The 6124-nt window shown below is 45.2% G+C and carries 2 protein-coding genes; both read left to right on the top strand.

What is annotated here, in order from left to right:
- The coding region (locus V5298_RS19335) for an efflux RND transporter permease subunit (RefSeq protein WP_332933067.1) at nt 1–2088 on the top strand (2088 nt) is incomplete at its 5' end.
- Between the two features lie 173 nt (nt 2089–2261).
- Nucleotides 2262–6124 (top strand): NAD-glutamate dehydrogenase (locus V5298_RS19340; protein ID WP_332933068.1); only part of this gene is annotated, 3863 nt, incomplete at its 3' end.

Raw genomic sequence — 6124 nt, forward strand, 5'->3', positions numbered from 1 at the left:
ATCTATAACACCCATTTTATGAATACCTTACAACAGGTTCACGACGCACTGTTTTTTATAAACGGGGTAGAGCGCTCCTTAGTAAGTAGTTTATTTTCACCTGCTACCCGGTTTACTGAAATTGTGGAAGGAGGGTTTTCCGGCGGGCCGGTGATCCCTGCCGATTTTAATGCTTCAAATCCTGAGGCTTTGGCTCAGGTGGCAGCCAATGTGGAAAAAGCGAAAATCGTCGGTCGTTTGGTGTCCAACGACTACAGTTGCGCCATGGTGACGGCTCAGTTACTGGATCTGGATCCCCAAACCGGTAAGCCCATCGATATGCTGCTTATTGCCGAAGAGTTGGAAACACAGCTACGCGGTCAGTTTGAGTCAGATGACATTTCTATTCACGTCATTGGCTTTGCCAAAATGATTGGCGATGTAGCTAAGGGGGCAAAAGACGTTGTGCTCTTCTTCGCCATCGCCCTTATCATTACCGCCATTATGGTGTACTTCTTTTCCAGAAGTATCATGATGACGATTTTGCCTCTGCTGTGCTCTGTGGTGGCAGTGGTTTGGCAACTAGGTTTACTTACCGTACTGGGCTTTGGCCTTGATCCCATGTCTATATTGGTACCGTTTCTTGTCTTCGCCATTGGCGTTAGCCATGGCGTACAAATGATTAATGCGGTAGAGAAAAAAGCCATTGCCGGAATGGGAGCTCACCATGCGGCAATGAGTGCCTTTCGGGCCTTATTGATTCCCGGTGGCATTGCCTTGCTCTCCGATACCGTAGGGTTTATGACACTTCTGGTTATTGATATAGGGATTATTCGCGAACTAGCCATTACCGCGAGTATGGGCGTGGCGGTGATCATTTTAACGAATCTTATTTTATTACCCGTACTGATGAGCTTTTTGAATTTGGATGAAAACTACGTTAAGAAGTTTAACCGCAAAGAGCGACACAATGTCAAACTCTGGGCCGTGATCGCCGCCTGTACCCATCGTAAACCCGCCATTGTGATTATGACCCTTACCGCCGTACTGTTTATCTATGGTTTTATGCAGTCTCAGCATATGAAAATCGGCGATCTACACGCCGGCGCACCCTCCTTGCAAGAAAGCTCACGGTATAACCAGGATACTTTCCTGATCACTGAGAAATACTCAGTGACAGTGGATTATATTTCGGTGGTCATAGAAACCACGCCGGAAGCCTGTACATCCTATAACGTGATGCAAGCCATGGATGATTTCCAATGGAAAATGGAAAACGTGAAAGGCGTGCAGTCTGCAGTTTCACTGGCTTCCGTTGCCAAAAATGTTAATGCGGGCTATAACGAGGGCAATATTAAATGGCAGGTTTTACCTAGAAATCAACAAACCCTGGCCCAGGATATCTCCCTTGTTCCCACGTCTTCTGGTTTACTCAATGGGGATTGCTCAGTGATGCCGGTAATCTTGTTTATGGAAGATCATAAGGCAGAAACCATTAACCAGGTGATTAACGCCGTTAAGCAATATAGAAAGGATTATGAAACCTCCGATATGAAGTTTAAGCTTGCTTCAGGCCCTGTCGGAGTTATGGCAGCAACCAATGAAGCGGTGGCGTCGGCACAGATGCCCATGATGTTTTATGTATTTGGCGCGGTGATATTATTGTGCTTAATTAGCTTTAGATCACTGCGCTCCACATTGTCGGTGGTGCTGCCTCTTTATGTGGTCTCTATTTTGGCTCAAGCGTTAATGACCCACCTGCAAATTGGACTCACCGTATCAACCCTACCAGTAATCGCACTGGGCGTAGGTATTGGGGTGGATTATGGTATTTACATACTGTCAACCATGATCCATAAACTCAAAGCAGGTGCAACCGTTCAAGAAGCCTATATGGAAGCGCTAAAAGAGCGGGGCAGTGCGGTACTGTTTACGGGTATCACCTTAGCCGTAGGTGTCAGTACTTGGGTATTTTCTTCATTAAAATTCCAAATGGATATGGGAATTCTGCTCACTTTTATGTTCCTAGTGAACATGTTAGGCGCCATTATCGTACTACCTGCACTCGCCAGATTTTTGTGGTGGAAGAAAAACGCCCCAGAGACGTAAATATTTTTGCATAGATACTTAACAAAAAGGGCTTTTTAGCCCTTTTTTTGTGCCTTTTCTGCATAGTTATCTATGCTGTTAATTAAAAGTTAAAATAGCCCTTTTAAAGTGGCGAAAATTTAGCGAAAATACGTAAGTTTTTTGTGCACTTACGACTAAAATAAGGTTTAATGATGACAGTCACCTCCCAGCGGCAGTCGGTGCTGCTTGATAATGTTTTTGCGCTTATTGAAAAAAACATTGATGCGCAGCAAAAAGCGCTTGTTAAACAATTTGCCCATCATCTTTTTCATACAATATCTAATGAAGATCTGGACGGACGAACTGACAGCGACTTGTACGGCGCTACGTTAAGTTTATGGAATGTGTTTTCTCAGTTCGATAAAACCGCTCCTTATATTAAAGTTTTCAACCCGGAAATTGCCAAACACGGTTGGCATTCTACCCACACAATTGTGGAAATTATTGTTGAAGACATGCCATTTTTAGTCGATTCGGTAAGAATGGCCCTCAATCGCCTTAACATCACGTCCCATTTGATGTTGCACAGCCCTATATGGTTAACCCGCGACAAAAAGGGTAATGTTGATACCTTCCACGGCCACGATAAAAAAGAAAAAACGGCCCGTAAGGAAACTGTGCTGTTGATTGAAATTGATCGCCAGACAACCAAGTCGGATATTGAGCAACTCACCCGTGAGATGCATTCGGTGGTGGATGAAGTCTCTCTTGCTGTGAGTGACTGGCAGCTTATGGCCAACAAACTCGATACCGTAATTAAAGCGGCGGGGACATTACGCTGGCCAGTGGATAAAGAGCAAAAAATCCAAACGGTGCAATTTCTCGCCTGGCTGGCAGATCATAATTTCACCATGATGGGCTACCGCTACTACGACGCCAAAGCCATCGAAGGGGATTATCGCTGGATCCCAGATAACGACAGCAGCCTTGGGTTAATGAAAAAGTCAGTGAGTGACAGAGAACGACTGCTCTCTAATCAGCCGCCGTCCGCACGGGCAGAAGCCCTCAGTCAAAATCCGCTGATGTTAACTAAAACGAATACCCGCTCACGGGTACATCGTCCCGCCTATATGGATTATATTGGTATAAAAGCCTTCAATAACGATGGACAGGTAATTGGTGAACACCGATTCTTAGGGCTTTTTAGTTCTTCGTTCTATAATTCCGGTGCCACCGAAGTGCCCGTACTTGCCAACCGTATCAAAGACATTTGTGAACTGTCTGGGTATGAGCCGGGCACCCACGCACACAAGGCCTTTGTGAATATCATTGAAACCTACCCCCGTGACGAGCTATTGCAAACCCCGGTGGAGGAAATGGCAAATATTATAACCGGCATCTTTCAAATGCAGGAGCGGGGAATTACCCGTTTGTTTGTGCGCAAGGATGTTTTTGGTCGTTTCATTTCATGTATGGTGTATGTACCGCGGGAACGCTACAACACCCAATTGCGTAAAGAAACGCAGGCACTTCTTCAGCGGTCGTTTGGCACCACAGAGGATATTGAATTTACGACATTTTTCTCCGAGTCTGTGTATGCCAGAACCCATTATATCGCTCGGGTAGAAAACAATAACGTGGAATACGACGTGAAGGAAATCGAGCAGAATATCATTGAATTGACCAAAACCTGGAATGATCGCTTAGCGGCGGCAATAACAGCCGCGTACGGCGAAGCCAATGGTAAAGCGCTAGAGCGCAAATACAACAATGCTTTCTCCCGTAGTTACACTGAGCAAAATCTACCCACTGCGGCACTTATCGATATTGAAAAACTCGAATTGCTAAACGATGAACATACCCTGGATATGCTGTTTTATCGTCCCCAAGAGGAAGCCAAAGACAGTCAAATCGTTAAGTTAAAGCTCTTTCATCGTGCCGAACCTATTCATTTATCAGATGTTCTGCCCATGTTAGAAAATTTTGGGCTTAGAGTGATTGATGAAAGCCCCTTTAAAATCCATTGTGCGAACAATGAATTAAACTGGGTGATGGACTTCACAATGTTGCACAAATCCGGTAAAGACTTCGATATGGAACAAGCACAAATGTTGTTCCAAGATGCCTTTGCCAAAGTGTGGGATAACACCCTTGAAGACGACGCATTTAACCGTCTTATTCTTGGCGCTGGCATGACAGGGCGTAAGGTGACGATTTTACGGGCATATGCCAAATACATGCGTCAAACCGGCAGCTCCTTTAGTCGAGACTACATTGCAAATACATTAGCGGCATACCCGGCAATTGCGAAAAAACTGGTGGATTTTTTCGATCTGCGATTTAACCCCAACAAAAAACGCAGTGAGAAAAAAGAAGACGCATTGTTAGAAGACATTAAGTCTCAGTTAGATAACGTAAGTAATTTGGATGATGATCGTATTATCCGTCGTTACTTGGATATGATGTTGGCCACATTACGTACCAATTTCTATCAAGGCGACGAGCAGGGTAACGAAAAACCCTACGTATCCTTTAAATTGCTGCCGGAAAAAATTCCGGAAATGCCCTTGCCCTTACCTAAATATGAGATATTTGTTTATAGCCCAAGGGTGGAAGGGGTGCATTTACGTGGCGGAAAAGTTGCCCGTGGCGGATTACGCTGGTCAGATCGCCAGCAAGACTTCCGCACGGAAATTTTAGGCTTGGTAAAAGCACAACAAGTTAAAAATACCGTCATTGTACCGGTTGGCGCAAAAGGGGGGTTTGTCTGTAAAAAACTACCGACCTCCGGTGGACGGGCAGCCTTCTTGGCAGAAGGTCAAGCCTGCTACCGCACCTTCATACGTAGTTTGCTGGATATCACTGATAATATCGTAGATGGTGAAATCGTGCCGCCTAAAGACGTGGTGCGCCTTGATGAGGACGATCCTTACTTGGTTGTTGCTGCGGACAAAGGGACAGCGACCTTCTCAGACATTGCCAATGGGATCTCTGATGAGTATAACTTCTGGCTAGGCGATGCGTTTGCTTCTGGCGGAAGCGTCGGTTACGACCATAAGAAAATGGGGATCACGGCGCGAGGGGCTTGGGAATCGGTAAAACGTCATTTCCGAGAAATTGGTATCGATTGTCAAACCACCGACTTTACCGCCGTTGCCATTGGTGATATGGCTGGGGATGTATTCGGTAACGGCATGTTGCTTTCCAAGCATACGCGCCTTGTCGCGGCCTTTAATCATATGCATATCTTTTTTGATCCCAATCCAGATACAAAAAGCAGCTATGAAGAGCGCCAACGTTTATTTGATAATCCAAGCTTAAGCTGGGATGACTATGATCGCACCTTAATTTCTAAAGGTGGGGGTATTTTCAACCGTTCAGCCAAGTCCATAAAGCTTACCCCAGAAATGAAAAAGTGGCTGGGTACCCGACAAGCTGCCATGACGCCCAATGAGCTCATCCATAACATTCTGAAAATGGAAGTGGATCTGATTTGGAACGGCGGTATTGGTACTTACATAAAAAGCAGTAAAGAGTCTCATGCTGATGTAGGCGATCGGGCAAATAATGATGTCCGTGTGGATGGTAAAGATGTACGGGCTAAAATTGTCGGTGAAGGCGGTAACTTGGGGCTAACCCAACTTGGCCGTGTTGAATACGCCAGTTGTGGTGGCAGAGTCAATACTGACTTTATTGACAACGTAGGCGGCGTTGATTGTTCTGATAACGAAGTCAACATAAAAATTCTGCTCAACAGTATTGTCAGAAAAGGGGATTTAACCGTGAAGCAGCGTAACCAGTTGCTTTACGATATGACCGATGATGTAGCAGAAATTGTTTTGCAAGACTGCTACCGCCAAACCCAATCTATTTCCATCTCTGAACGTTCCGGCGTGGCACAGCTTAAAGAGCAACTTCGCTTTATTCATGGCTTGGAACGTGATGGTGCCCTGAATCGTGAATTGGAATTTATACCCTCCGATGATGAAATTTCGGATCGTGTTGCCTCTGACAGAGGGTTTACCCGACCAGAATTAAGTGTACTTATTGCCTATGGCAAAATGGTCCTTAAAGA

Origin of the sequence: Alteromonas sp. 14N.309.X.WAT.G.H12, from assembly GCF_036697315.1 — a bacterium.
Classification (GTDB): domain Bacteria; phylum Pseudomonadota; class Gammaproteobacteria; order Enterobacterales; family Alteromonadaceae; genus Alteromonas.